Origin of the sequence: Paenibacillus sp. NPDC058367, from assembly GCF_042723305.1 — a bacterium.
In the GTDB taxonomy this organism is placed as follows: Bacteria; Bacillota; Bacilli; order Paenibacillales; family Paenibacillaceae; genus Paenibacillus_AQ.
The window spans coordinates 1,929,556-1,954,718 of record NZ_JBHXIZ010000001.1; the positions used below are offsets into that span (position 1 = coordinate 1,929,556).

Annotated in this window: 28 protein-coding genes and 1 riboswitch; of the genes, 4 read left to right on the plus strand and 24 right to left on the minus strand. The window is 44.9% G+C overall.

Annotated elements, in window-relative coordinates; genetic code table 11:
* Positions 1-34: 34 nt before the first annotated feature.
* From ACFWMP_RS08330 to ACFWMP_RS08365, 8 genes are all read right to left on the minus strand, one after another.
* On the minus strand, positions 35-541 hold the full coding sequence (locus tag ACFWMP_RS08330; protein WP_042185664.1) for a metallophosphoesterase family protein: 507 nt from the start codon (positions 539-541) through the stop codon (positions 35-37).
* A gap of 183 nt (positions 542-724) precedes the next feature.
* A complete protein-coding gene (locus tag ACFWMP_RS08335; RefSeq protein WP_379423002.1) occupies positions 725-1,918 on the minus strand; it encodes an anti-sigma factor in 1,194 nt (397 codons plus the stop codon).
* Positions 1,911-2,414, minus strand: a complete 504-nt coding sequence (locus tag ACFWMP_RS08340) for a sigma-70 family RNA polymerase sigma factor (protein WP_339245738.1) — start codon at positions 2,412-2,414, stop codon at positions 1,911-1,913. The genes ACFWMP_RS08335 and ACFWMP_RS08340 overlap by 8 nt, the downstream gene beginning before the upstream one ends.
* A gap of 197 nt (positions 2,415-2,611) precedes the next feature.
* On the minus strand, positions 2,612-3,604 hold the full coding sequence (locus ACFWMP_RS08345; protein ID WP_269321807.1) for a siderophore ABC transporter substrate-binding protein: 993 nt from the start codon (positions 3,602-3,604) through the stop codon (positions 2,612-2,614).
* Between the two features lie 122 nt (positions 3,605-3,726).
* On the minus strand, positions 3,727-4,482 hold the full coding sequence (locus ACFWMP_RS08350) for an iron ABC transporter ATP-binding protein (protein ID WP_042185659.1): 756 nt from the start codon (positions 4,480-4,482) through the stop codon (positions 3,727-3,729).
* Complete coding sequence (locus ACFWMP_RS08355; protein WP_042125012.1) at positions 4,476-5,420, minus strand: iron chelate uptake ABC transporter family permease subunit; 945 nt, start codon at positions 5,418-5,420, stop codon at positions 4,476-4,478. Before ACFWMP_RS08355 ends, ACFWMP_RS08350 begins: the two co-directional genes overlap by 7 nt.
* A gap of 2 nt (positions 5,421-5,422) precedes the next feature.
* Entirely contained in the window at positions 5,423-6,370 is a 948-nt protein-coding gene (locus tag ACFWMP_RS08360) for an ABC transporter permease (RefSeq protein WP_042125010.1), read from the minus strand.
* Between the two features lie 232 nt (positions 6,371-6,602).
* Positions 6,603-6,863: a YqkE family protein gene (locus ACFWMP_RS08365; protein WP_379423006.1), complete on the minus strand. Its 261-nt coding sequence runs from the start codon at positions 6,861-6,863 to the stop codon at positions 6,603-6,605.
* A 91-nt stretch (positions 6,864-6,954) separates the two neighbouring features.
* Between ACFWMP_RS08365 and ACFWMP_RS08370 the strand changes: the two genes are divergently transcribed.
* Entirely contained in the window at positions 6,955-7,299 is a 345-nt protein-coding gene (locus tag ACFWMP_RS08370; protein ID WP_042185654.1) for a winged helix-turn-helix transcriptional regulator, read from the plus strand.
* Positions 7,300-7,317: 18 nt separating this feature from the next.
* On the opposite strand, the gene ACFWMP_RS08375 is transcribed toward ACFWMP_RS08370, so the two are convergent.
* Together ACFWMP_RS08375 and ACFWMP_RS08380 are read right to left on the minus strand one after the other, a co-directional pair.
* Positions 7,318-7,821, minus strand: a complete 504-nt coding sequence (locus ACFWMP_RS08375; RefSeq protein WP_339245735.1) for a GNAT family N-acetyltransferase — start codon at positions 7,819-7,821, stop codon at positions 7,318-7,320.
* Entirely contained in the window at positions 7,805-8,689 is an 885-nt protein-coding gene (locus ACFWMP_RS08380) for an SDR family oxidoreductase (protein WP_379423009.1), read from the minus strand. Before ACFWMP_RS08380 ends, ACFWMP_RS08375 begins: the two co-directional genes overlap by 17 nt.
* Before the next feature lie 291 nt (positions 8,690-8,980).
* On the opposite strand from ACFWMP_RS08380, the gene ACFWMP_RS08385 reads away from it, so the two are divergent.
* On the plus strand, positions 8,981-10,075 hold the full coding sequence (locus ACFWMP_RS08385; RefSeq protein WP_339245732.1) for a M24 family metallopeptidase: 1,095 nt from the start codon (positions 8,981-8,983) through the stop codon (positions 10,073-10,075).
* A 541-nt stretch (positions 10,076-10,616) separates the two neighbouring features.
* Positions 10,617-11,396 (plus strand): alpha/beta fold hydrolase, encoded by a 780-nt coding sequence (locus tag ACFWMP_RS08390; protein ID WP_341126001.1) that lies wholly within the window; start codon positions 10,617-10,619, stop codon positions 11,394-11,396.
* A 160-nt stretch (positions 11,397-11,556) separates the two neighbouring features.
* Here the strand turns inward: ACFWMP_RS08390 and ACFWMP_RS08395 are convergent, their stop codons facing one another.
* The 10 genes from ACFWMP_RS08395 to ACFWMP_RS08440 all read right to left on the minus strand — a co-directional run bounded on the left by ACFWMP_RS08395 (position 11,557) and on the right by ACFWMP_RS08440 (position 20,058).
* Complete coding sequence (locus tag ACFWMP_RS08395) at positions 11,557-12,522, minus strand: NAD(P)H-dependent flavin oxidoreductase (RefSeq protein ID WP_379423564.1); 966 nt, start codon at positions 12,520-12,522, stop codon at positions 11,557-11,559.
* Positions 12,523-12,528: 6 nt separating this feature from the next.
* A complete protein-coding gene (locus ACFWMP_RS08400; protein ID WP_379423012.1) occupies positions 12,529-13,332 on the minus strand; it encodes an energy-coupling factor transporter transmembrane component T family protein in 804 nt (267 codons plus the stop codon).
* The gene (locus ACFWMP_RS08405) at positions 13,325-14,182 is read right to left on the minus strand and encodes an ATP-binding cassette domain-containing protein (RefSeq protein ID WP_379423014.1); all 858 of its coding nucleotides are present in this window, start codon (positions 14,180-14,182) and stop codon (positions 13,325-13,327) included. The genes ACFWMP_RS08400 and ACFWMP_RS08405 overlap by 8 nt, the downstream gene beginning before the upstream one ends.
* Positions 14,167-14,967 carry an energy-coupling factor transporter ATPase gene (locus ACFWMP_RS08410; RefSeq protein ID WP_379423016.1) on the minus strand — a complete coding sequence of 267 codons (801 nt, stop codon included), beginning with the start codon at positions 14,965-14,967 and terminating at the stop codon, positions 14,167-14,169. The genes ACFWMP_RS08405 and ACFWMP_RS08410 overlap by 16 nt, the downstream gene beginning before the upstream one ends.
* The gene (locus ACFWMP_RS08415) at positions 14,968-15,789 is read right to left on the minus strand and encodes an SDR family NAD(P)-dependent oxidoreductase (RefSeq protein ID WP_379423018.1); all 822 of its coding nucleotides are present in this window, start codon (positions 15,787-15,789) and stop codon (positions 14,968-14,970) included.
* A gap of 2 nt (positions 15,790-15,791) precedes the next feature.
* Entirely contained in the window at positions 15,792-16,133 is a 342-nt protein-coding gene (locus tag ACFWMP_RS08420; protein WP_379423020.1) for a MaoC family dehydratase, read from the minus strand.
* A complete protein-coding gene (locus ACFWMP_RS08425) occupies positions 16,108-16,509 on the minus strand; it encodes an FAS1-like dehydratase domain-containing protein (protein ID WP_379423022.1) in 402 nt (133 codons plus the stop codon). The genes ACFWMP_RS08420 and ACFWMP_RS08425 overlap by 26 nt, the downstream gene beginning before the upstream one ends.
* Positions 16,506-17,657, minus strand: coding sequence for a thiolase family protein (locus ACFWMP_RS08430; RefSeq protein ID WP_339245715.1), 1,152 nt, complete (start codon positions 17,655-17,657; stop codon positions 16,506-16,508). Before ACFWMP_RS08430 ends, ACFWMP_RS08425 begins: the two co-directional genes overlap by 4 nt.
* On the minus strand, positions 17,654-19,135 hold the full coding sequence (locus tag ACFWMP_RS08435; RefSeq protein WP_379423025.1) for an AMP-binding protein: 1,482 nt from the start codon (positions 19,133-19,135) through the stop codon (positions 17,654-17,656). Before ACFWMP_RS08435 ends, ACFWMP_RS08430 begins: the two co-directional genes overlap by 4 nt.
* Positions 19,136-19,344: 209 nt before the next feature.
* Positions 19,345-20,058 (minus strand): queuosine precursor transporter, encoded by a 714-nt coding sequence (locus ACFWMP_RS08440; protein WP_379423027.1) that lies wholly within the window; start codon positions 20,056-20,058, stop codon positions 19,345-19,347.
* Between the two features lie 10 nt (positions 20,059-20,068).
* A riboswitch (PreQ1 riboswitch) is annotated at positions 20,069-20,114 on the minus strand.
* A 343-nt stretch (positions 20,115-20,457) separates the two neighbouring features.
* On the opposite strand from ACFWMP_RS08440, the gene ACFWMP_RS08445 reads away from it, so the two are divergent.
* Positions 20,458-22,146, plus strand: coding sequence for a methyl-accepting chemotaxis protein (locus ACFWMP_RS08445; protein WP_042185629.1), 1,689 nt, complete (start codon positions 20,458-20,460; stop codon positions 22,144-22,146).
* Between the two features lie 58 nt (positions 22,147-22,204).
* Here the strand turns inward: ACFWMP_RS08445 and ACFWMP_RS08450 are convergent, their stop codons facing one another.
* From ACFWMP_RS08450 to cobT, 4 genes are all read right to left on the minus strand, one after another.
* Entirely contained in the window at positions 22,205-22,531 is a 327-nt protein-coding gene (locus ACFWMP_RS08450) for a YnfA family protein (protein WP_042185628.1), read from the minus strand.
* 187 nt (positions 22,532-22,718) lie between these two features.
* A complete protein-coding gene (cobS, locus tag ACFWMP_RS08455) occupies positions 22,719-23,534 on the minus strand; it encodes an adenosylcobinamide-GDP ribazoletransferase (protein ID WP_379423030.1) in 816 nt (271 codons plus the stop codon).
* Positions 23,531-24,079 carry a bifunctional adenosylcobinamide kinase/adenosylcobinamide-phosphate guanylyltransferase gene (gene cobU, locus ACFWMP_RS08460; protein ID WP_042185626.1) on the minus strand — a complete coding sequence of 183 codons (549 nt, stop codon included), beginning with the start codon at positions 24,077-24,079 and terminating at the stop codon, positions 23,531-23,533. The genes cobS and cobU overlap by 4 nt, the downstream gene beginning before the upstream one ends.
* Positions 24,076-25,137, minus strand: a complete 1,062-nt coding sequence (gene cobT, locus ACFWMP_RS08465; protein ID WP_042185625.1) for a nicotinate-nucleotide--dimethylbenzimidazole phosphoribosyltransferase — start codon at positions 25,135-25,137, stop codon at positions 24,076-24,078. The genes cobU and cobT overlap by 4 nt, the downstream gene beginning before the upstream one ends.
* Between the last annotated feature and the right edge of the window lie 26 nt (positions 25,138-25,163).

Genomic DNA, 25,163 nt, shown 5'->3' on the forward strand with positions numbered 1-25,163 from the left:
GGAGAGAACGCCGAATGATTTGGACAATTGAGCCTTATTCCTTTGAATCGTAGAACACATGCCGGGCACTAACTTTACCCGCTTCGATATCTAAAATTCCGAAAGAATACAATTTCTCACGCCGCTTATCTGTAGGAGAACCTGGATTAAATAGCAGGATACCATTCTCCTCTCTTAGCAAGGGCTGATGTGAATGACCGAAGAGAATACAATCCACCTCATCATTCGCAAAAGCAAGCAGTGCATTCCCATCCGTTCCTTTGCGGGAATGTGGCGTATGTCCATGTACCATGCCAATCCGGATTCCTTCAAGGGTAATGATCTTGCGCTCTCCGAAACGCGCAATGATCTCATCGCCATCATTATTTCCGGCAATCCCCTCCACCGGTGCTAGTTCTGACAGTAAATCATAGATTCCCATACTCACCCAATCACCGAGATGCAAGATTAAATCCACATTTTGAAACTCTGCTATCAACGCCTTTGGCAGAGACTTAGCCATTCTTGACATATGTGTATCAGATACGACTCCTACTTTCATAAATCTCAGCTCCTAATCTATCATACTTAACTTCGCTTATCATACTTATTCATAAATCTAATATTCAAATAATTGTACGATTTGCTTAAGCGAGAAGCAAGTTCTGTGACTCTATCACTATCTAGCTAGACCAAAAGCCGGGTACACCCTCCCATACAGGGCATATCCGGCTTCTATTAAATCTTAGTTCTCTCTATCCTGCCAATTCCACAGCCTTACTTCCCCAACATGCATTCTGCTGACCCATGTTTCTTCCTTCAGCTTGAGCAGTTCTTTCACCGGACCGGTTACGACAGCTCCATAGAGCTTAACTCCATTCTTCTCTATATAACTAATGGAATCATCCAAATCAATGAATGGAATCACCCTTTTGGAGATGGATTTATACTCTTGCATCAAGTGCAGCGTCTTGAGGAAGTTTGCATTACGCAGTTCACCATCCCCATATGACTCAACAGATGGAGAAATACTCGAACGGCTAGTCACCCCTCCAAACCATCCTCGCTTCTCCCTCGATTCCTGTGTCACTTTCATATCATCCGCATGCCAAATTGGCATATATGGAAAACCTAATGGATCATTAACTACTGGCTGTCGTGTCCGTGGACCTGTATCTGCCGCAAACCACAAAGGCTGAAGATTCTTAGGCTCAAACTTCTTCAACAGCTCATCTGTCGTAAATAATTGGTCAAAAGACAAGTATGCTTCCGCTACCGTCCCCTCAGGGAGCTTCTCTAATCTCTCCCACTCACTGCCATTATCCATACTATTTGCCGCATCATTCTTCCCCTGTGGATATAGAAAGTAATAACCAACACTTCTACTCTCATTCGTCCAGGAATAGTTGTAGAGCCTAGCCCAGCCAAATAGAAGCTTCATTGAATAATCTCCGACAGTGATTTGTTCATCTCCCACTTGTTTCTCTATCTTACTTGTCAGATTCATACTAAAAAATGGACCGGTACCACTGCTCAAATGTACAATCGTATTCGGCTGTGAGACAGCAATAGCGGAAGAAACAACATCACTATAAGTCTCTCCTCTTTCTCCAGTGCCATAAAATATCGCGGTGATGACACTACTGATAATCAAGAAAATTAAGAACGCAGAAATTACCGTAAAAGTATTCGATATACGGGCTCTCCATTTACCTCGGCGGATGATCTTTTTTTCCTTGTCAGATCTGTTTCTTTTACCCTTTCCGAATTTTATGCTCTTATCCTCACTTGAAGCCGGCTTTTCTTCACCCATGAGTTCATCCAGATAAGCCTGATAAGCTTCCATCTTCTCCAGTTCGCGCTCCACTTCATCCCTATCCTCGTCAGTAAGAGTACCTTCGCCGTATCTTCTTAACTTCTCCTTGAACTCCTCACTCATGTTCATTCCGCCTCCGCTCTGCTTCACGCAGCTTCTGTCTAGCTCGAAAGATTAAGATCTTATATTGGGACAGACCCACATTCATAATGTCCGATGCCTCCAGGTAACTAAGACCATGAAAATCATGTAGCAGAAGTGCATGCCTCTGATTGTCCGGTAGCTCACCTATCGCAATCCTCATTTCTTCCCAACGTTCCTGCCGAAGCAGCGTGCTTTCCGTGGTATCTGGATGGGCGAGCTGTTTAAAAAAATCCTCACTGTGAACAGTACTGCGTCCTTCCTTCCGCTTATAATCTACGAAGGCATTGTACGCGACACGGAACAACCACGGCTTAATCTTCTCGTCTTTACAATCCTCCAAATATAAATAAGCACGGTAAAAGGTCTCCTGCATTAAATCTTCGGCCGCGTGATGATCACCACAAAGGGAGCGCAAATAGCGGTAAATATCCATCACATACATCTGATATATTTCATCCAGTGAATTTCGCTTCATGCACTCCCCCCTTAACCTAACCACGTATACTCGCATAAAAAGTTACAGCTAAATTTAGCAACTAGTATGAATATACCAGTATTTCTATGGAAGAATGCGAAAAAAAGCCCGCTGACAAGGAGGTTAACTCCTGCCAACAGGCTTGTTAATAATTATCTGAATATTCATTGATCATTCAATTCCCCAGGTTACTCTGCTTACAGAACAACCTCAACTTCTTTGAGCATTTCACTAACAGAGATTAAACCGCCACCGGACAAGTACCAGTAGTTAGGATCAAGGTAAATGATTTTACCGTTTTTAAAAGCATTTGTGTTCTTCACGAGATCGTTCTCAACTGCATCCTTCGCTGAACCGGATTTGCTGCCATCACTCTTCACAGCCGCATCTCTATCTACTACGAACAGATAATCCGGATTCTTGTCGGCTACATATTCGTAAGATACGCTTTGACCATGAGTGGATACTTCGATTTTATCATCCGCTTGTGCAAATCCGAATACATCATGGATAATACCAAAACGTGAACCTGAACCATAAGCACTGATTTTTCCTTCATTGGCAAGAATGATAAGAGATTTTTTACCATCGGCTTTAGCTTTCTCATTCAGAGCTTTAACGGAGTCAGTAATAGTCGCAAGCTCAGCTTCTACTTCAGCTTCCTTGCCAAAAATTTGGCCCAGCGTCTTCACATTTTTCGTGAAGGATTCCATATAATTCGCATTATCTACAGCAACGTACAATGTAGGTGCAATTTTGCTGAATTCATCATAAGAATCTTGCTGTCTGCCGGAAATGATGATCAGATCAGGAGAAAGACTATTTATTTTTTCGAAGTCAGGCTCTTTCAAACCACCGACATTCTCATATTTGGCATCGCTATATTTAGAGAGATAAGAGGGTACATTGCTTTGAGGCACTCCAGTCACCTCTACGCCCAGTTTATCCAAAGTATCGAGTGTACCGAAGTCAAATACAACCACTTTCTGCGGATTAGTCTTAATCGTAATTTCTCCAAGTTCATGCTTAATAGTAAGCTCTTTGGATTCTGTATTCGGTGCAGTAGTAGCCTCTGTATTGCCTGCCGCTGCTGTATTATTATTTGAAGTTGCTGCATTATTGGAGCCACAGGCCGCCAAGATTACGGCAAGAAACACTGTCATGATTAGTAAAGATACGTTCTTCTTCAAAATATTCACCCCTATAATTTATAGTCAAGCTATTTGAATTATTCGCGTATACGTCAAGAAGCTGGCGCCTATCACTTCTAGCGTTACGTCATAATAATTTCCGAATATAAGCGGCGTCTTGTTTAAAAATAGACACCAATTTTACGACCACCTATTGTTTCTATAGGGATATCCATGTCATATACATCCCTAAGCACTGCTGTATCAATAATTTCATCCACCGTACCCGATGAAGCTACCCGCCCATTCTTGAGCGCTACAATGTAGTCAGAGTAACAAGAAGCGAAATTAATATCATGAATGACGAGCACAATCGTCTTGCCCTTCTCTTCTACCAATCGGCGTAACACCTTCATAATTTGTACAGAATGCTTCATATCCAGGTTGTTGAGTGGTTCATCGAGTAAAATATACTCGGTATCCTGAGCCATAACCATCGCAATATATGCTCTCTGACGTTGTCCACCGCTAAGCTGATCAATATATTTATCCTGCATCTCTTGAAGGTCCATGTAAGCAATCGCTTCGTCAACGAACGCTCGATCCTCAGGTGTGAGCTTTCCCTGTGAATAAGGGAACCTTCCGAAAGAAACAAGTTCCTTTACGGTAAGGCGTACGCTGATATGATTGGACTGCTTTAGTACCGATATTTTACGAGCAAGCTCATTACTCTTACAGCTGCCAATTTCCTTCCCTTCAATCAGTACTTCCCCTGCGTCTTTAGAGATAAGTCTACTGATCATGGAGAGCAACGTGCTTTTACCAGCTCCGTTAGGGCCGATAAACGAGGTGATTGCACCCTTTTTAATGGTTAAAGACACATCATCTACAACGGTTACTCCGCCATAACGCTTGCTTACATGCTTAACTTCTACCACGACTTATTCTCCTTTAACAGCAGATAGACAAAGTAGACGCCACCTGCAAAATTAATGATTACACTAACCGTAGTAGTGAATCCAAACACACGTTCAACTAGAAACTGTCCCCCGACAAGCGCAATAATGCTTAGCAAAATCGTGCCGGGAATCAGATAGGAATGCTTATACGTACGGAACAACTGATGCCCCACATTGGCTACTAGTAAACCCAAGAAAGTAATCGGCCCCACTAAAGCCGTTGATATTGAAACGTAGATGGATACAATTACTAACAATCTTTTGACTACATAGTCATAATTGATCCCTAAGTTAATGGCTTCATCTTTTCCTAAAGAAATAACATCTAAGTACTTCACAAATCGCATGAAATACAGCGTAGTTAGCGCTAGAACAACTGTAGACAATATCAGTAGATCACTGCTGACGTTGTTGAAGCTGGCGAACATTTTTCCTTGTAGAATCAGGAATTCATTCGGATCAATGAGCACTTCCATAAAAGAAGATGCACTCTGGAACATCGTCCCCATAATAAGTCCTACGAGCAGCAGGAAGTATATGTTTTGCCCCTCTCTTCGGAACATTAGCTTATATAGCACACCTGAGAACAGAACCATGATGCAAGCTGAGAACAAGAAATTCACATTTTTATTCATAAACGTCATATTGGATGAGCCTAGGGCGTATACACCGAACGTCTGGATCAACATGTACAAAGAGTCTAGCCCCAGAATACTAGGTGTCAAAATCCGATTGTTCGTAATGCTCTGAAAAACTACGGTAGAGACAGCTATCACCGCTCCGGTAATTAAGATGGCCGCCAGCTTTCTCCCCCGACTGGGTAGAACATAATCCCAATTTCCCATAACATGATAGGTCATAAACAAGACGATGAGAGCAACAGCGCTTAAGGATAATATAGTTAGTTTCGTCTTCATCACTAATTCGCCTTTCTTCTCATCAGCAAGTAGATAAATAGACCACTTCCGATGACGCCTACCGTGAGACTGATGGATATTTCGTATGGATATATAATGAGCCTGCCCAGAATATCACAGAACAGGAGGAACACCGCACCGAGAATGGCAGTATGCGCCAGATTTTTTTTCAAGTTATCGCCTATGTATAGCGTTACTATGTTAGGTACAACAAGACCCAGGAATGGAATCGTACCTACGGTTAAAATAACAACTGAAGAGATTAACGCTACAATCACCAATCCTACGTTCACTACCGCTTTGTAGTTCATACCGAGATTGACGGAGAAATCCTCCCCCATACCGGCAACGGTGAACTTATTGGCGAAAACATACGCGAGAATGACAAGTGGAATACTGATATAGATTAATTCGTATTGCCCCTTAATAATCGTTGAGAAATCGCCAAGCATCCAAGACGAGATATTCTGAACCAAATCATTTTTGTAAGCAAAAAATGTAGTAATCGAGCCTACAATGTTCCCGAACATGAGTCCGACCAGAGGGATAAAAATACTATCCTTGAACTTGATCCGATCTAAGATTCTCATAAATATAAATGTTCCCAGTAGGGCAAAAACAAAAGCAACGAGCAGCTTCTGCATTGGTGTCGCCCCTGTGAACAGCATCAGGGACACGAGAATACCGAATTTCGCGGAATCCATCGTGCCCGCCGTAGTGGGAGAAACGAATTTATTTCGTGATAATTGCTGCATAATTAATCCGGCAATACTCATGCTTACACCAGCTATAATCAGTGCAGCTAAGCGTGGAATCCGGCTGACTAACAGAGTCTGCATCTGAGATTCTGTAAGCGAAAAAAGATCCAAAGGTGAAATGTCTTTTACGCCTATAAACAAAGATATAAATGAGAATACTATTAGAAGTAGGGACAAATATTTTAGTTTCATGAGTTGTTCCTTATCTGTTTAATAGTTAAATATTTTAGGAAATAGATGATATGATCGGTATTGATAATGATTTTCATTTGCACTATGTTCGATTATACCTAAGCCCACTTTGAGGGTCAACCCTTTCGTATAGTAAAATTTAAAACAATTGATTTTTATAAATAACATTAAAAAAGAGACACCCTAATAGGCATCTCTTTATCACATGATCTATTTCCGCTAGCTATAGCAGTTATTTATACTTGTGCCAATCCTGATTACTGTTCTCCAACAGATGTGCAAAATCATTCTCAAGCCGCTTTTGCTCAGCTTTTCGCTGATCTTCAACCGCTTTACGAGCAGATTCCTTGCGGTCATTCTCTTCCGCTTTCAACGCATCAGATTGCGCCTTCAGCTTTCCAAGAACATCACTGCTCAACAGGTCTTTTAGCGTAGCTGGTGCATCGGTCGCAGCAGGACGCGGAGTGGTAGGCATTTTCTTTTTTTTAGCCACTGTCAATCATCCCTTCTAGTTATGAATTAAATTGGAATTTGTTTAAATTATTGGTCTTTTCGTTTATAATGTTCACTAAGAGGTGAGCCATATGAAGTCCACTGATTTATGTCCCCAGCTACAAAAAAGTATGGATATTATCGGCAGGCGTTGGACAGGTTTAATTATCTACCAGCTCCTCCAAGGACCGCAACGTTTCAATGTGATTGAAGCAGCCTTGCCCATCAGCGGAAGATTGCTCTCCGAACGACTTAAAGAGCTGGAACTGGAAGGGATTGTCCTTCGAGAAGTATTCCCTGAGACACCTGTGCGAATCCAATATTCCTTAACGGATAAAGGACTTGCCCTGGAGACAGTTATCCGGGATTTGCAGCGTTGGTCAAAAATATGGATTGATTGTGACACAAATAGCGTAAGCTCAACACTCAAAATGTAAGCGTTTCAATTGCGGCAATTAGATTTTAAGTCCAACAATCACTAAATCACGTTCTATACCATCCAATTCAGCTACACCGGGCAGTAATCCCCACTGCTTAAAGCCGAATTTTTCTAGCAAGCCAAGGCTTGGATCATTATGTCCAAACACAAAACCAACTAGATTCTTAATGCCGAGACTAGGTGCTTTCTCAATGGCCTCTTTCAAAAGAATTCTACCGGCTCCACCACCACGGAACTTTTCACTCACGTATACACTAATTTCTGCTGTTGCATTATACGCTGGACGACCATAGAAGGATTGAAAGCTGAACCATGCCGCAATCTCATCTCCCTGCCTAAGTACCCATAAAGGACGATGGTGGCTGTTATGCTCATTGAACCATTTTTCTCTGTCAGAAACAGTAATAGGTTCCAGATCCGCAGTTACCATCCGTCCAGCAATCGTTGAGTTATAAATCTCCACAATAGCTGCTAAGTCTGTAGGTTTTGCATCTTCAATCCTGCTATTCTCCCAATTCATCCCTTGATTCCTCCAAATGTGTTAATTCACTCAGGCCGACCTGCTCCTGGCTCCATTGCCACAGCCGCTGCGCCTCTTGTTTATTCTGTGCTCTGGGAGTCAGCTCCTGATTCTTTCGTCGATAATAATATTGACCGGTTACCTCTTGCAAATCCGATTCTGTAGCCAAATAGATCGCTGTATCGGCCCCTTGTTCAGGAGTTAAAAAGAAGTATGACAGCAGCTTAAGGATCGACTTGCCAAAGCCTGTCTCCCGGTTAACACCTATATTTGTGCCCACTGCTCCTGGATGCACGCAATTCACCGTTACTCTTGTCCCTTGCAGGCGTGCTGCCAACTCTTTTGTGAACAGTATATTGGCTAACTTGGATCGAGCATAGGCTTTTGCGGGATTGAAACGGCGTGCGAGAGTTGGATCTTCATAGTGAAGTGCACCTATTTTGTAAGCACCGGAAGCAACCACAACGATACGGCCTTGCTCTGCTGCTTTTAAAGGCTCCAGTAACAGATTCGTGAGCAAAAAATGACCCAAATGGTTCACACCAAGATCCATCTCAAAGCCGTCCTTCGTAAGCTGACGCTTAATCGTGACTACCCCAGCGTTATTGATGAGTATATCTAGAATCGGATATTTCCGGGTGAATTCCTCCGCAAAACTGCGAATGCTCTCCAGCGAGGCCAGATCACACAACATTAGCTCGATATCCTCAGAGTGGCTCTTTTGCTTGGCGGCAGCCAGTGCTTCCTCTCCACGCTGGCGATTACGGCATACCATAATTACTTTGGCTCCCTTGCGAGCCAGTTCAACTGTCGTCGCTAGCCCCATACCAGAATTCGCTCCAGATACAAGTGCAATTTTACCTCTCATCCCAAGAATCACTCCTCTCTCAACAACCGTACCCCAATAAGCTTCCGCCTAACCTTACGAGAAGTATATTTAAGATTATGTTACACCAACTAGTAGGCTCAAGAAAAGCTTCTTGTCAGGTTTTAAAAGTATAGGTGATCAAATATGCATCCTTGTTACGGAAAGCTTGCGAATAGGCATGTTATGATTAGCCCACGATAGATGTATTCCGTCTCGTGCGTCTAGTCTATTTTTGATCTATAATAGGAATATTGCAGTTCTAATCGTGAAGTTGAAAGGGGAACACCAACTATGAATAATGCTCTGACAAGCCTAGAGCAGCAAATGGCGGGCGAAGGCCTTGATGCCCTGCTCGTAACAGATCCCAAGCATGTCTACTACTTGACCGGATTCGCCAGCGATCCGCATGAACGTTTTCTCGGTCTGCTGTTGATACGCGGAGAAGAGCCAATGCTCATTCTACCCGCACTGGATGCGGAAGCGGCTCAAGCAGCTTCTTCGGTCACCAAAATCCTAACTCATAATGACACCGATAATCCCTATAACCTGCTTAAAGATTGTTTCGGCAGCAGTAAGCTAGGTACTCTTGGTATAGAGAAGGAACATTTCTCAGTAGCCCGTTTTGAGCATCTAACCGCAGCCGTTCCAGCAGAACGTTTTAGTGATATAGGTCCATTGCTGCGCAGCATGCGCTCCAAAAAGACCCCAGATGAAGTTAAGCGCATGAAACATGCCGCTGAGCTAGTTGAGGAAGCTTTGCGCCGCGTGCTTACCCATGTAAAAACAGGCGTTACAGAAAACGATTTAGTAGCGGAACTGGAATATCTAATGAAAAAGGTTGGCGCTTCCGGCCCTTCCTTCGACACTATGGTGCTTTCTGGTCCGAAAACTGCTCTGCCTCACGGTGTTCCAGGCAACCGGGTCATTCAGCCAGGCGACTTCCTGATGTTTGATATTGGGGTGTATGCTGATGGTTATGCTTCTGATATTACACGTACCTTTGCTATTGAATCCGTGGACGACAAGCTAATCACGATCTATAACACCGTGCTGGCTGCCAACGAAGCTGGGATCGCTGCTTCCAATCCTGGAGCTCCCTTCGGTTCTGTCGACAAAGCTGCGCGTGATGTGATTGAGGAAGCCGGATTCGGAGAATATTTCTTGCACCGTGTCGGACACGGACTCGGTATGGATGTGCATGAATATCCATCACTCCATGGACAGAACGATGACATTATTGAGATCGGCAATGTGTTCACCGTCGAGCCAGGGATTTATGTACCGGGACTAGCGGGTGTGCGTATCGAAGATGATCTGATTATTACAGCTGAAGGTGCGGAAACCTTAACAAGCTTCCCTAAGGAACTGACTATTCTTCATTTGTAGAAAAGAAAATATCAAGAGTATCCGAAAAATATTAGAATCAAAGATAACCCATCCCTAATAAGTTGGAAAAGAATCACTTTCAACTTATTGTGATGGGCTTTCTCTTTTTCCCGCACCATACTCGACTTGTTCAGACCTTTTCAAATCCATAATCCCTTTCAACCTTGCAAATTCTTGTTTTATAAGCGAGATACCAATCAGATACAGTAAAACCTTTTATGTTTTAGCAATCTCACTCATGACTTTGCCTCCGTTTTTTGGTTATTGCTATATCAATATTAGCGCATATATTCCTGAGTATAGGTTGCTAAACTAATCTTTCTGAAAGTTGAACAAATAAAAAAACGGCTGCCAAAGCAACCGCTATTCCACTAACGTACCCCGTGAGCTCAATGATCTGAAGAAATTGTTTCACTCAAGCTATTCCTCAGAAATCTCTACGTACTATCTTAACCCAATTTGACGCTGAAATTAGGCATTAACCTTGCCTAGGGCGAATATCTTAACGGGGAAATACATTAAAAAAAATGAGGCGATACACTTGGGATACTTCGTTACTGTGGAACCGGGCGTAAAAGTATTTATAGAGGACATCAATCCGAAGGGAAATAAAACGATACTTTTTATTCATGGATGGCCGCTAAACCATAACCAGTTCGAATATCAGTTCAATTTCCTTCCTAAGCTCGGATATCGTTGTATCGGAGTGGACTGGAGAGGATACGGAAATTCGGATAAACCATTCGATGGTTACGGTTTCGATAGATTAGCAGATGATCTTCGTATGGTCATCGAAGCGTTACAGTTAAAAAACATAACACTGGCAGGACACTCTACCGGAGGAGCTATATCAATTCGTTATATGGCTCGTTATAAAGGGTACGGGGTATCTAAACTCGTCCTGATCGACGCTGCGTCTCCATCAAGCGTTCCAAAAGAATTTACGAATAAAATCATCGAAGAGACAAACAATGACCGTCCGAAAATGCTGCAAAACCAAACGGAGATTTTTTTCTTTCAGTACATTTCTGAAGCGAAATCCGAATGGTTCTTTCTAATGGGTTTACAAGCTGCGAATTGGTCGACCTCCGCCATTATGGTCACGCTAAGAGATGAGAATGTTTACAACGATCTTGGACAAATCGATGTGCCCACATTAATTATTCATGGAATTCATGATAAAGTCGTTCCGTTTACCCAAGCTCAGGAAACAAATAAGCTGATTAAAAATTCGCAATTAGTTCCATTCCAATACAGCGGCCATTGCCCTTTTTTGGAGGAGCGTGATAGATTCAACCAACTGTTATCTTCTTTTGCATAACGCCTCGGATTAGCCGCACCATCGCTCCCCATAAATATAGTCCGATAATGCCCGATGATTGAGCAAACCTGCCCGTTAGCTTAATAAAGTATCGTCAATCTAATACCTATCTTTCAGTTCATTAATTCATCTTTTGGATACAACTGCTCTGCTGACAACTTCACGCCTGCATTCCCCACATCCCGCGAATCGACTCTGCGTCTTTGACCATCCTGCCGACTAGTTCCGAGACTGTAGGGATATCATGGATCATCCCTGTTACTTGGCCTGCCCAGCCAATGCCCTCTTCTTTGACATCATCATAAATCCAGCGCTTGTTGGCTGCACCGCTAATATATTCTTTTAAGGCTTCATAAGTCGGAGTCACACGCTCAATTTCGAGAATCTTATCTATGTACTCACTACGCAAAACTCGCGCGGGCGCTCCGATAGAGCGTTTGATTACGACTGTATCTGACTCGGAGCTTTCTACTAGGGCTTTTTTATAAGAAGCAGCCGCATGAACACATTCAACCGTAGCAACGAATCGTGTGCCCATTTCAATTCCCTCAGCCCCCAGTGCATGGGCCGCCATCCATCCGCGGCCATCCCCGATCCCACCTGAAGCAATCACAGGAATATCAACCGCATCAACTACTTGAGGAACGAGCACCATAGTCCCTACATCATCACGTCCCAAGTGGCCTCCTCCCTCCTGCCCGACAACAATAACCGCAGAAGCGCCTAATTGTTCAGCTTTTTGGGCTTGTCTAAGTGAAGAGACGAGCACGAGTGTTTTAATATCAGTCTGCTGTAGCATTTCCAGTATTGGGGCCGGATTCCCACCGGTGAGACTCACCACGGGAACCTTCTCGTCGATGGCGACCTGTACCCGATCTTCATAACCGATACCATGCACACCGATGGCAAAATTAACGCCAAAAGGCTTGTCGGTCATAGTACGGACCCGTTCGATTTCTGAACGTAAAGCCTCTGCGCTCGGAAGACTCATCGCTGTAACCTGACCCAATCCACCAGCATTCGAAACGGCAGCTGCGAGGTCTGCATAACCTAAATAAGCAAGTCCACCTTGAATAATAGGATACTCTATGTGCAATAACTCCGTAATACGGGTGTTCCATTTCATCTTCATCTACACCTTTCCTATCTTTAACCACAGCAGAATCACAGCAAATAAAAGAGCAATTCCCCCTGCCAGATAATCCATTTTCTGAAATTGCAATACCCTATAAGAAGTTCTTCCTTTACCATTTCCATAAGCACGTGCATCAATCGCATAGCTTAGCTGTTCAGCACGTTGAATCGTCGTGAAGAGCAAAGGAATAATGATCGGGATATAAGCAAATATCTGTTTAGGCAGTGATAATGCTGCAAGATCATAACCTCTAGCCTTTTGTGCGAGCAGAATACGATCAAGCTCCTCCTTGATGGTAGGAATAAAACGGATCGCAATCACTATCATTAAGGAAAATTGTTCTACGGGTACCCCCATTTTGGATAGAGGAGCAAGCAGCTTTTCAAGACCATACGCTAAGTCTAGCGGTTTAGTAGTTAACGTTAATACTGAGGCTAATAAGATGAGCAATATTATACGCCAAACGAAACGTAATCCTGTTCGCAGTCCCTCTTCAGTTACCTCAATAAAGGACCAAGACCAGAGGATCGTTCCTTTGGTGAACACAGCATTATACAGAAGGGTAAACAGCAAAACAAATAATAACGGCCGCAGCCCCCGCCAGAAGAAATGAATAGGAACCTTCGACAGCAGCAAAATTCCGAATACAAAAACGGTTGCAACTGCATAGCTAAGCCATGTTCCAAGCATCAGAAAGCTAAGCATGAGAATCACGATACTAACAAGCTTTATACGAGGATCTAAACGATGGAAAATCGAATGCGTCTCCACATATTGACCCACTATTACGGAATCAGCCATGTAGACGCCCCCTCGAATGCCAAATTGGCTGAACAGCATCGAAGATATCCTGCTCTTTACAGCTAGCAACCTCTATTTTTTGGCCAGATAGTTCCTCTACTAGCTTCAAAAGCTGTATGGGTTCAGGCATGGACAAGCCCAGCTCCACCAATAATTCTTCCTTTTCCATAAATAGTGTTCTGGGGTCAAAATGTCCTTCTAGCTGACCTTTATGAAAAACCAAAACCTCATCCGAGTACTCAGCAACATCCTCCATCTGATGCGAAACGAAGAGAATGGTACTCTGATTTTGTTGCTGCCAAGTCTTCAGTAGCTTCAGCAAAGATACTTGGCTAGCTGGATCTAGCCCCGCTGTCGGTTCATCCAAAATTAGCAGCTTCGGATTCGTCATCAGCACGGCGGCAATGGCCACACGGCGCTTTTCTCCACCGCTTAATTGGAATGGATTTAACGGGAGAATGCTCTCTGACAGACCCACTTGCGGTAAAATCCTTTCAATCGCCTCCGTGATTCGCTGGCGTGAAGCACCCTGCAGATTCAGAGCAAAAGAAAGCTCCTTTTGCACCGTAGTTTCGAATAGCTGATGCTCTGGATATTGAAACACGAAGCCCAGCTCCGGGACCACCTTTAATTGTCCTTTGGCATCTCTGGGAGCAGGCTGCTGATCAATCCAATAGTCTCCTTTTACGGTGGGAATCAAACCCTTCAGCACTTTGACAAAGGTAGACTTTCCTGCACCCGTGGGACCGATGATCGAAATCCATTTGCCCGCAGTAATGGTACAGTTTATATTGTGCAAAGCCACATGATCAGCATAGTTTACACTTAAATTATCTAATTTGTAGACCATTGTGATCGAATTATCCCCTTCCAATCGGCTGTTGGCGGCACTTCTGAATGGAGCAATGCATGTACACGCACGGCAAAAGGCAGTTGTAATTGATAGTCCGCAACAGGCATCGTTTCAAAAAAAGCCAGTGGAGCACCATCATACTCAAGTCGCCCTTGATGCAGGAGTAATAATCGTTCTGCTGAAAGCACTTCCTCCATATGGTGAGTGATCTGAATAATGGTCAGACCTTGACGATGCAGCTCTTGCATAATGGCAAGCACCTGCTGCCTTCCCTGAGGATCAAGCATAGAGGTGGCTTCGTCAAAAATAATGACTTGCGGGCGCATCGCCAATATAGCCGCAATAGCGACACGTTGCTTCTGACCTCCAGAGAGCTGATGTGGCATGGCATCCAGATAATCCTCCATATGAACGGCCTGCAAGGCATCCTCCAACCGGCTGCGCATTTCCTCCCTTGGCACACGGATGTTCTCCAAACCAAAAAGCACCTCATCCATAACGGTTGTGGTGATAAATTGATCCTCTGGGTTCTGAAAAATAAAACCGATTTGCTGATGAATATCTGCAAGGTCAGCTGGATTTGTGGTATCTAGACCCTTAAATTGTACCGATCCTTTTCGCGGCAGCAGCAGTCCGTCCATGAGCTTTGCAATGGTGGATTTGCCAGAGCCATTCGCGCCAACAATCGCCACAAACTCCCCCGCTTCTATCGTAAAGCTGATATCCTCTAGGACAGGCTGACCCTTTTTATAATAAAAATGAACTTGATCGAAGGTAAGCATTTATTCACTCCCCTTTTGACGATGCCAAGTAGCGAAAAATGCCCCAATGCTGTTCTCGGAAAATGCAGGTGCAGGCTTCTCCCATTTCGTCACTTTTGATCCATTCACAGCAAAGATTTCACCGGTTAAATCCGCGTCAGACTCACTCAATAATGCAGTCACAAAGGAAGCAATATCCTCCGGGCCACCTATTTTCCAAAAGTCTGGGAACGGTTCATTAAGACTGGCATGTTTCGCTTTCAAATGATTAATGACAGGTCTGGTCATATCTGTTAAAGCGGCTGGTGAAATCGCATTGACCCTAATTCCATCACGTTTCAGCTCCGCTGCGAGTGTCCACGTCATTCCAAGTATTCCAGCTTTGGCTGCACTATAATTCACCTGACCCACAGAACCTGTTAGTCCAGCCGTAGAGGTCATCAACAGGATATCGCCACCTGTCTGGCGCATATATGGAAGTACGCGTTGAATGCTATAGTAGGTGCCATTTAGATGCACATCCAGCACAGCCTTCCACTCTTCATCCGTCATCATTAGACATTTCTGATCCTGCAAATTCCCAGCGTTAGCTATCAATACCTCAATACGGCCATACCGTGTAATAACCTCATCCACCATTGCAGTGACCGCAACTGGATCTGCTACATTAGCAGAGTATCCTGATGCCTCACCACCCGCCTGACGAATCTCGTGGACAACCTCATCGATTAAGACTTGTTTTGTACCATTTACAACTACTATATAACCGGACTTGCCGAGCTGCACGGCAATACTACGCCCGATCCCTCTGGTTGCTCCAGTAATTAAGGCTACTTTGTTCATCACTACACCTCTTTCACTGAAAAAGCTCCCGAAGCAATAACATCGCCAGCTTCTGTTGTAAGGGTCACTTTAACCATGCAGTCATCCTCCGAAAAATCAAAAATCACGACATTATCGACCTCTATAGGCTTATGAAATTTCATATCATATTGAGTGATCCACTGTGCCTGATGCGCCTCGATATATAAGGATTGGGCTAATCCCATTAGATACATCCCATGCGCAATGGGCCGATTAAATCCAGCCTCAGCTGCAGCATCCTCATCTAGATGAATAGCGGCCAGATCTTGGGAAGCTGCTGCATATTGCCGGATGGCCTCAGCCGTTATGCATTTTCTCATCATGATCATCACCTACCCGAATTAACACCGTTTCTGCGGTGACTATAAGCTCGTCCTCACATTTACAAACCAGCGTATGTGTGTAAAAGGTCAGCTTGCCCTGCCGGCCATCTTTTTGCACCTTGCTCGTTAATGCTAATTCACAATCTAACGTCATCCCTGCCGTAATCGGAGCTTGATATGAGAATCTCTGACTGCCGTGAAGCAAAGGCTCTCCCTTGCTAAGCCAAGGAATATCGAAGGCCTGCCAGAAAATAATAGGCATCGTAGAAGGAGCAATTAGATTACCATTTATCGTCTGCAAGGGTGCTGCAATACTCTGTGCATAATCTGAAATCCGCTCAGCAGACATATGAATCTGATGTCGGACACTGTTCATTCTGTAACCTCCACAAGCGTTGCCAGCCCCAACCCGCCGCCAATGCCCAAAGTGGCAAGTCCCCTTTGATAAGGCGTATGCTGCATTTCAGCACATAAACGCGTCATTAAAATCGCTCCGGACGCCCCATATGGATGACCGATGGCTAATGCGCCTCCTCCAAGATTGACCTTTTCCTGTGGGATTTGAAGCTCATTCAGTGAGGCTAGAACTTGTGAAGCAAAGGCTTCATTAAACTCTACGATATCTAAATCTGCTATGGTCAGCTGTTGACGATGTAACACCTTTTGTACAGCTGGAACTGGGCCCATACCTAAATAATTCGGATCTACACCTGCTGCTTGCGCATCTACGACACGCAGGATAGGTTTAAGCTTGAGTTGCCGACATTTCTCACGGGACATCATTAATAGAAGCGCCCCCCCATCATTAATAGGACAGGCATTTCCAGCGGTGACAGTGCCCTTTTCTTCAAAGATTGAAGGTAGCTTTCGCAGCTTGTCCAGGCTCGTATTAGCCCTCGGACATTCGTCGGTGTTCACCCACTCCCCCTCAACCAGAAGAGGTACAATCTCCTGCTGAAACCTACCACTTTGCTGAGCATGAACGGCCTTCTGATGGCTTTTCAAGGCATATTGATCCTGCTCTTCTCGCGAAATCCCATACTTCCGCGCTACATTTTCCGCAGCAATTCCCATATCCGGATCACCGTAAGCGCTAGGTGTAAAATGAGCACGGGTATATAGCTGCGGAACCCCCATCAAGGTTTGGGGCTTAGCCATTTTCCAAGGGGCACGACTCGTGCTCTCAACACCGCCCGCTAAATAAATCTCACCTGCGCCACTTTGAATAAGCCGTGCTGCTATATTAATGGCCTCTAGCCCAGAACCGCACTGCCGATCCACAGTAACGCCCGGAACCGAAACAGGCAGTCCCGCTTCAAGCGCAGCTACCCGGGCAATATTTCCACCCGGACCGACCACATTTCCAATAATCACATCATCGATCATATCGACGGGCAGATTCGTCTCTGCCACAATATGCTGAATAAGCGGCGCCAGTAATGCTTCCGGCTCAAATGTACTTAATAAGCCGCCCATCCTGCCAATCGGTGTACGTTTTGCCATAACAATTACTGCTTCTATCATACCATCGCTCTTTTCACATAGTCTTTCATCGCTTGCCGGGCAATTTTGCCACTGCTTGTATAGATAAACTCATCAACTGTCAGCAGCTGCTTCGGCGCTTTGTAACTTGCTAAATACTGGCGACAATAATTCTTTATTTCGTCTATAGATAAATGCTTTGCACCATTCCATTTCACGAGGACTGCCAGCTGTTCTCCCCAATAATCGTCAGGGACACCAAGCACCATTACTTCTTGTATTTCCGGAAGATGCTCCAGTACTCGCTCTATTTCCTCTGGATAAACGTTCAGCCCACCCGAGATGATTCTATTTTTCAAGCGACCCGCCAGATATAAATAACCAGCTTCATCCTGATAAACATAATCCTCCAACACAAGCCATCCCTCTCGAAAAGCTGCTGCGGTCTCCTTCGGCAATTGATGGTAGCCTAGAAATATCATATCACTTCGCACATATAACTGCCCAATCTCCCCCGTAGGGACTTCACGGAACTCTTCATTACAAATGGAAATTTGCACTCCGGGATAGGGCTTGCCTACAGAGTTCGGATTATGCTCTTCCAGAACATCCAAATAACTAATATAACTCGCTTCTGAGGAACCATAGGATTCATAGAGACGCGTTCCAGCGAACACTTCTATGCCCCTTTTTTTGGACAACTCCGACCACTTTGCACCTGAGCTAATAATCGCATCAATCTGCGTCTGCCCAGGAACAGCCTGCTGCATCATGGATTCAAGCATTGTCGGTACAACAAACAACACCACACCCGGAATCTGCCTGCACAGCTCTAACACCTGTGTGGCGCTAAATTTTTGCGTAATATGAAAGTTTGCTCCACCATACAGACTCTGCATTACAGCGAACAAGGACAGCGAATGCACAAACGGACCCGGTGCTAAAACATCCTTTATAGCGTCCAATTCAAAGGCAGCACTCGATACCTCAAAGCTCTTTAACCACGATAAATGGGTACGCATATATCCTTTGGGTAGCCCCGTTGTGCCTGAAGTAAAGCCGATAAATAATAACTCGTTCGTCTCATCCAATTCAGCTTCTGGCTTCTGAGCCTTCAACCACTGATCATAGGAACCTGTTCGTTCATTTGAAAAAGTCAGCGTTGGGATTGCTTGGTCCTTGAAGACCAAATTCTTTGCAGCTTCCGGCTCGGCAAAAATCATTGTCGGCTGGCACTGCTCTATAATAACCCGCAGTTCATTTGCACTCCACTTGGGATCTAAAGGAATGGGAACGCAGCCTGCATAAATAGCCCCCAAGAAAACCTCGACAAATTCAATGCGATTCGTAGATAAAATAGCGATTTTGTCATGCTTAAGGCCCTTTTGCTGTAGACCATTGGCAATTCTCCGCATCGCTTGCACTAATGTTGCATAGGTATGAGTTGCTTGGTCATGGGTTAAGGCAATGCTGTCGGGCTGTTCCGCTGCATGACGGAGTATAGGAACTACTAGATTCATCCTTCACCACACCTATTCGTAATTTCTGTGACTACCGATTATGTACACTCTCTTCGCTCGGGATACAATTAGAATGGCTACGATAGCTTATTTTAGCTTTATATTAATTTTATGTACATATTTATATGGAACGATTGAGCCCTCTTACGACTGAAAAAATCAAACAGCGCGCATCGATTATGATCGGTACGCGCTGGCTGTATTGTTGTTTATTCCTTCTTATGAGCGGATGATGGTATTCCATCTTCAGCAAAAGTAAAAGTTCGGGCGATATATAAGATAGGTGTGCTTACTGCGGTTAGTAAGAATTTGGCTAGATACGTTGTAAGCAAAATTTCAAACCACACACTCCAGTTATACAACCCAGCAAATGCAATGGTACAGAAGATTAGTGTATCCACAAAGGAGCTAACCATCGTACTGCCGTTGGAACGAATCCACAACTGACTTGAGGTGCTGTAATATTTGCGAATCCAGGAGTACAACCGAACGTCTAGGAACTGACTAATGAAGTAAGCAGTTAGACTACCCAACGCTAGTCGAGGCATCAGACCAAAGATCGTCTCCAAAGAAGACTGAGCAATATCGGTCTCTTGCGGCTTAAATACTAGTACCATTTGCATAATGACTGTCGTCATAAGCAAGGTGAAGAAGCCAAACCAAACCGCTTTACGTGCTTCTGCTCTTCCGTACTTCTCATTAAGCAAATCGCTGGTCATATACAAAGTGACATACATCGTATTTCCGAGTGTCATCACGATATCAAATGGCATAGCAATCGTCTTAGCTACCTGAATGTTTGCAATTACAGTAGCGATACCTACCCAGGCATACATTCCACTTTTGCCGAACAGGCGGTAACAGAGTAGAAAAAAAGCAAAATTGACAACAACAAATAAAACTCCCCACATCAAATTAAACATATTGCTTAAACTCCTCCTAGTTTTGTTTACGCGGGATGGTTACGAACCGCGGCTTACATTAATTTTTGGAACAAAACATTAATACTCTATCACACTGTCGTCAAACAATCCATAAAAATAAACAATTTATGAAATGGGTATTTATACCCATTTTTATTAACTAAAAATAAAAGTGTCAGTAATAATTCATCTTTTTCAGAAAAATATGCTCTATAAACTAAAACTTTCACTATTCATCCAGAGGTTAATTCTATAGAATAGTATCAAACACTTCATTCCCGATCCATTTAGTTGATATATTACATAACTATGGAATATATTGCAGGTTGCCAGTCACTAGCAGTCGGTAGGGATATAAAGAAATGGGGCTTCACTGCCCATAAAAAGGGGGAGAACAATATGTTTCGTTTCAAGCAGTCGATCAGTCGCAGATTTACGCGTTTATTATTTGTAGTTCTATTACTCACGTCTCTTTTGTTAAGTACCAGCTTCTACTTTATATCCACCAGTATTTTCAACAGCTATGTCATGCCACAAATCAATCAAATTCTAACTGCAGCTGCTCAGGACGTATATAAGAATATAAATACAATGCATGCTCAGCAAGCACTAAAGAAGAACGAACAAGCAGCCACCAATCTTGAATTCTATTTCCAGGATAAGAGAAAGCAGCATGGGGTTGAGACTATTTTTCTACTCAATCTAAAAGGCAAGGAAGCTGAGGTTCTGTCTGTAGATCATGATGCAAAATTAAAGCCGGAGGAAATTGTTAAGGTGTCCTCTGCAATGCAGCAAGCTCTTAAAGGAAAGAGCGGACTAAGCGATACATACAAGGACTCGCATGGTGTACATAAGTCAGCTTATATCGGAATTCCCGGAAGTACGATGGTTATCGGAATCAGCAGTGATGTAAGCTTTATTCAAGAAAAAACAGACAGTATTCTGTGGACCAGTGCCGGGATCACTCTGCTAACGCTGATCATAGGCTCAACTGGTGCCTGGTTTATGAGTATGCGGATTACTCGTCCTATCTCAAAGCTTGCAGCTTACAGTGCCCGTCTCGCAGAGGGAGATTTCACAGAGGAATTAACGGTTAAAGGCAGTGATGAGGTAGCTCAACTGTCCAGAAGCTTCCAAGCAATGACCCTGCGCTTAAAAGAAATGATCGGACATGTACTCGTCACCTCAAATACTGTGGTCACCGATTCCAATTCTTTAAGAGAACGTGTTGAGGTCTTAAATGAAATGGCAGACCACTCTAGTACATCTGTTGTAGAAATTGGCAAAGGTAGTACGACCATCGCGAGCAGCGCTCTAGATAATTCAAAAGCTATGGAAGAAATCAATTTCGGCATTCAGCATATTGCTTCAGCAGCCACCGAAGTCACTGAGCAGATCAGTGAAGCTTCCGCTGAAGCCATTGGCGGTAATGAGATTGCCCAAAGTGCCGTTCTGCAAATGCGCCATGTTGAACGTGCCTCCCTGCAGTCGCTGGAGCAATTACAAGTTATGAATGAACGTTCAGTAATGATCGGAGAAGTCGTTCATAGCATTACTGAAATTACGAAGCAAATCCAAATGCTGTCGCTCAATGCTTCGATCGAAGCAGCACGTGCAGGAGAACATGGACGCGGATTTGCCGTGGTTGCCGGAGAAGTACGCAAGCTTTCCGAACAATCCCGTAATGCGAATGAGCAGATTCGTGATTTCCTACTCGGACTTCAGGAAGATATGAATCGCTCCGTTACTGAGATGAACCATGTGAATTCTGAGGTAGCCTCCGGGGTAGGCAAGGTGGCAGAAGCGGGCGATGCCTTCAATCACCTTCTGATTCTGATCCAAAGCATCAATCAGAATATTCAATCCGTATCTGCGGCTACGCAGCAAATCTCAGCAAGTACAGAAGAAGTTAGTGCTTCCGTCGAGGAAACCGCACAAATCACTTCAAGATCCCAAGAAAGTGCGGACACACTATCCGAGAACTCCGAGCGCCAACGTATAGAGCTTGAAGGACATGCAGTAACCGTGCAGCATCTATATGAGCAGGCTAAGAAGCTTCAGGAAGCTGTGCAACAATTTAAGATCTAAAGCTTAGGCTTAAATAAAAACAACCCGTTCACACGAAAGTGTTGAACGGGTTGTTTTGTTAGTGTCTTGGCGCCCAAAGAATGACCGAAACGCCGATCACACAAATAACAGCACCAACCCAGTCATATACATCGGGTGTTTTCTTGTCTACTAGCCAGCCCCATAACACAGCGAGCACGATAAACACCCCGCCGTAGGCTGCGTACACTCTTCCGAAGGACGGAAACTTCTGCAACGTAGGGATGATGCCATAGCTTATCAGAATCAAAGAACCTACCAAACCGTACCAGAGAGGTCTTGATTCTCTTAGCCATAACCATACTAAGTATCCACCTCCGATCTCAGCAAGGCCGGCAATTACAAATAGTAGAATGGCAGCAACCATGTCATCCCTCTTTCCTATTGAACTCTAAAAATATCAAATGATTCGCAAAATATGATACAACGTCATCACGGTTAGCAAGTATCTGTACAAGCAAGAATCGGGCCACCAAATAGCTAACCAAAGGCATCAATAGAGTATAAAATCAGATTGAGCGAGCTGGTTACTATGCGTCACCCGCAAGAGCGACTCACATGAAATTGTGCTGGAGCAGCACTAATACTAGTAGGAGCACAGCCTCTAGCAGTTCATTCAGCGCGCCGTACACATCGCCGGTGAGCCCGCCGAGCCGGCTGCTAATCCGCCGCGCAGCCACGGTGCCGCTGGCCAAGGCCGCAGCCGGCAGCAGTAACGCTGCCGCCAGATGCAGCGGCCACGCGGTTATGCCCGCGCCGAGCGCCAGAGGCGCACCGGCTGCGGCTAGCGAGAGCAGCGCGGCTATCGCCAGCGCGCGCCGCTCATGCGAGGGAGCGAGGCCGGCGAAGCTCGCGGCCAGCCCCTCGTTCCCGCGGGCAATGGGATAACGCACCATTGCCCGCACCATATACCAGCGGCTCCAGATCGCTGGCAGCAAGAGCAGTGGCAGCTCGTAATAGGCGTAGCCTTCGATTAATGCTGCCACTAAAGAGGCCTTTAACAGCAAGAGCAGCACGCAGGCGAGCACACCCATCGCACCCACACGGCTGTCCTTCATAATCTCCAGGATCCGTTCCCTCGGTCGGTAGCTTAGCAGACCATCCGCACTGTCCATCCAACCATCGAGATGCAGGCCGCCAGTAAGTCCTACCCATAAGATGAGGGTAATAACAGCTGCTGGCCAAGCCGGTAAAATCCAACCCGTCAAAGCTGCCCCAGCAGCTACGCACAGTCCGATAGCTGCACCCACCACAGGATAGAACAGCACACTTCGGCGCAGCAGCTCAGGAGAAAATCCAGGGTCACTCTTTACAGGAAACCGGGACAAAAACTGAAAGGCAGCCGCGGCAGCATCCCTGCGCTCCCTCATAAACGATACTCCCTGCTCTTGAGTTCAATTGGAATGCCCGCAGTCACTAAAAAAACCTGCTCGCATTGCCGAGCAAGCAGCGCGTTCATACGTCCTGCCAGATCACGGTACAATCGGCCAAGCGCATACTCCGGAACAATACCATCTCCAACCTCATTAGTGACCAAAATGAGGTTTCCTTGAAATGTGTGTACACTGTCTTCAAGTCTTGTAATCTCGCTCTCAATCAGCTCTTGCCTATCCGTAAATCCTTCCATGGCTAGCAGTACATTCGATAACCACAACGTTAGACAATCTACGAGAACCGCCTTTTCACCAGATAAGCGCTTAAGAAGATCTGGCAAATCATAAGGCTCCTCTAACGTCTCCCAAGCATATCCGCTTTGCGAGCGCTGTTGCTGATGCAGTGCAATCCGTTCATTCATTTCATCATCAAACGCTTGTCCGGTTGCAACATAGAAGGCCTGATCTGCCAGCGACGACATCAGTTTTTCTGCAAAACCACTTTTCCCGCTACGCGCCCCTCCCGTTACAAGAATACTCATTGTTTCCCAGCTCCAGAGATGCCTGCACTTTCAAAGGTGGCCATTTCGCTCAAAATGCGGCATATCGCCTCAATTAAATGAAGGGACAATACGCCTCCAGTTCCTTCACCCAAACGAAGACCCAGGTTAAACAACGGTTCAAGCCCAAGCCGCTCCAGCATCAGCTTATGTCCTTGTTCTCCAGATAAATGGGAGCCTATCATATAAGCAATGGATTCTGGCGCAAGCGCCTTCGCCACAAGAGCTGCCGCACCCGAAATAAAACCATCCAAAATGACAGGTACCCTGGCAGCAGCTGCGCCAAGAATCAGACCCGTCAAACCGGCGATTTCCAGTCCCCCTACTTTGGACAATACATCCAGTGGATCTGCCGGATTCGGCTGATTCACCTTTAAAGCGCGTTCCACAACTGCAATCTTATGTAGTAAACGTTCATCATCAATTCCCGTTCCTCTTCCAACGGCTACTTCAGGTGGTATTCCTTTTAGAGCACACAGAATAGCTGCGCTAGCCGTTGTATTCCCTATGCCCATTTCACCTGTAATAAAAATCTCTGTCCCGTTCTCAATCGCTTCTTGTGCGATTCTTATACCTACAAGCACAGCATTCATCGCTTCTTCACGACTCATCGCAGGTCCCACGGCTATATTATCCGTTCCTCGGCGCACTTTACAATCAATCAGATCCTCATGACTAAGGTCGCCGTTAACACCGATATCTACGAACTTTACCTCAGCCCCAGCTTGGCGTGCCAGTACATTCACAGCCGCTCCTCCGCTGAGAAAATTATAGGCCATCTGCATTGTGACTTCCTGTGGAAACGCGCTAACTCCCTCGCAGCATACACCGTGATCGGCAGCCATAACAACTACCGTTCGTTTGGTGAAACTAGGCTGCTCCGTACCCGAAATTCCGGCGAGCTTAACGGCCAGCGTCTCCAATTGTCCCAGGCTGCCCGGTGGTTTAGTTAGAATGTTCAAGCGGTGCTCCGCCTTTAGGAAAGACTGTTCATCCGCTGGTGTGATTCGTTTAATTACTTCTTGAATAGATGAAATCATATTTTAACCTCCAATTAAAGATATCC